Genomic DNA, 2,562 nt, shown 5'->3' on the forward strand with positions numbered 1-2,562 from the left:
CCGCGCAACGGTGCCTCATTCAGGTTGACAGGTTCCGCCTCGCTCACCCAGGCGCTCAGCGGTAACGGCGTCGTTGCGACGAAGGACAGCCGAGGAAAGCTGCTCGACCGACGCTACCTCGTCCACATGCAGACGGCACTGAGTGACCCCAATCGTGTCGACGAAGCCATCATCTCGATTCCCGCCGATGGTGTCATCCGCACCAACTTCGGCAAGGACGTCGTCCTCGACCTGAGCGACCACGACAAGCAGCGCGAACATGGCTACTTTCCGCTGCACCTGCTCTACGGGGACTACATGAGCTGGATCCTCGAACTACAGGACCGCGAACTTGGCAAGAAGTTCCACGAAGAATTCATCAAACCCGCTGCTACCTATGACATCCCGGCGATCATCCTCGATGAGAACACCGACAAGGCGGCCGTGGCGACTGTCTTCGAGAAAGTCAATATCGGCGGTCTGCCGCTCAATGTATTCGAGTTGCTAACCGCCGTCTTCGCCGGCGATGCGCACTACTTTGAGTCGGCCGGGGAAGACTTCCGCTTGAACGACGACTGGAAGGAGACCCAGCTTAAGTGGGCGTCCTACCCAGTGTTGGCCGCCGTCGAAAACACCGACTTCCTGCAGGCCGTCACAATGCTCACCACCCGGCAGCGACATCTCGCCGACACCTCCGACCGGCCACCGGCGATCTCGGCCAAGCGTGAGGACGTGCTGAGGCTGACGTTGACCGACTACCTAAAGTGGCGTGACCCGCTGCGGGAGGCATTCGTTTGGGCCGCGACGTTCCTGGCGGACCGCCACATCTTCGCTCCGCGCGACGTACCGTACCCCAAGCAACTCGTTCCACTGGCGGCCATCAAGGTGGCGCTGGGCAAGGACGCGGATCTGATCAGCGTCAGCGAGCGTCTGGTCCGCTGGTTCTGGTGCGGAGTCCTCGGCGAACTCTACGGGTCGGCAAGTGAAACACGCTTCGCCCGCGACATCGAAGCTGTCCCCGCTTGGGCGATCGACGAGTCCGCACCGACACCGCGCACCATCCAGGACGCCAGCTTCACCGAATCCCGTCTGCACTCGCTGCGTAGACGAAACGCGGCGGCCTATAAGGGTATTGCGGCGCTCATCCTCGCCAGAGGTGCTCGGGATTGGATGGAGGACAAGACCTTCGACAAGGTGCAATACGTCGACCTCGCCGTCGACATCCATCACGTGTTCCCACAGAAGTGGTGTGACGACAACGGCATTGACCACGAGCACCGCGAAAGCATCGTCAACAAGACGACGATCAGCGCGCGTACGAACCGCATCATCGGCGGCGCGGCGCCATCCTCCTATCTGTCAGTCATCGAAACCCGGGCGCAGATCGCGGCGCAACGACTCGACGAGCTGGTCGCGACCCACCTCATTCCGGCCGAATTCCTGCGCGCCGATGACTTCGACGCCTACTTCAGCTTCCGGCGCGAATCGCTTTGTCAGTTGGTCGAGTCGGCGATCGGCAAGGCCGTCCAACGCGATATCGACCAAGGCTTCGCCAATGAAGACTCTGCACAGTTCGAGCCCGACGATCTGAACGACGATATGAGCTTGGGGGACGATTGATATGGCACTGAGTAACCGCGACCGCATTAACCGAATGTTTGAGGTGATGGCCCCGGCGCTAGATGACTTCATCGCATCGGTGATCGGTCAAGGCGACCCTGCGCTCGGCGCCGCGTGGACCAAGCTTGTCCAAATCAAAGATGGCAAGAAGGGCGCCCCAGCAGATAAGACGTACAATCCCCACGATCCCCAAGTACAGTTCCGCATCCTGACTGAGAGCAGCATCACCAGCAGTTTCAAGGCCGGCTGGTATCCGTTTAACAAGTCTTTCGGCAAGGCCGGCGAGTCCTTCGCGATCGAACTGCGCGAGGTCCGAAACAATTGGGCGCACAACGGAACCTTCTCCGACGACGACGCCTACCGCGCACTGGACACGGGCGAGCGTCTGCTCAAGCTGGTTGGTGCCACCAAGGAAGCCGACGAGGTGCATGGGATCCGGCTCAACCTGCGTCGCGTCACCGCCGACAAAGAGGACAAAAAGACTCTCAAGGCTGCGGTCGACAACCCGGAGGCGTCCGGTCTCAAGCCTTGGCGAGATGTGCTTCCGCCCCACGACGACGTCGCCACCGGGAACTTCGCCGCCTCCGAGTTCGCCGCCGACTTGTACAAAGTCGCATTCGGCGGCGAGCAGGATTCTGGCTACGCGGATGCGGTCGAGTTCTTCCGACGCACCTACCTCACCGAGGGGTTGACCGATCTAGTCGGCCGCGCTGTGCGTCGCATCTCCGGCGACGACAACGCGCCACCGGTGATCAACCTGCAGACCAATTTTGGTGGCGGCAAAACCCACTCCATGCTGGCGCTGTGGCACGTCGCCGCCGGACTGCCCATCGGCGAGTTTCCTCAAGACACCCAGGAACTACTGTCCGCCAACGGATACTCCGGCGCGAAGATCAATCGAGTCGCAATCGTCGGCAACCACTTCAGCGAGCATGTCCCGAGTCTCGTGGAACTTGGGTGACG

The 2,562-nt window shown here is 61.2% G+C and carries 1 protein-coding gene and 1 pseudogene; both read left to right on the forward strand.

Going from position 1 to position 2,562, the window contains the following annotated elements:
* On the forward strand, positions 1-1,599 hold a 1,599-nt coding region (locus tag CWS39_RS28050), incomplete at its 5' end, for a hypothetical protein (protein ID WP_102146085.1).
* A 1-nt stretch (position 1,600) separates the two neighbouring features.
* Positions 1,601-2,527 (forward strand): annotated as a pseudogene (locus CWS39_RS28055) (Swt1 family HEPN domain-containing protein); the annotation flags it as partial.
* Positions 2,528-2,562: the final 35 nt, after the last annotated feature.

The organism is Mycobacterium hubeiense (assembly GCF_002838065.1).
Classification (GTDB): domain Bacteria; phylum Actinomycetota; class Actinomycetes; order Mycobacteriales; family Mycobacteriaceae; genus Mycobacterium; species Mycobacterium hubeiense.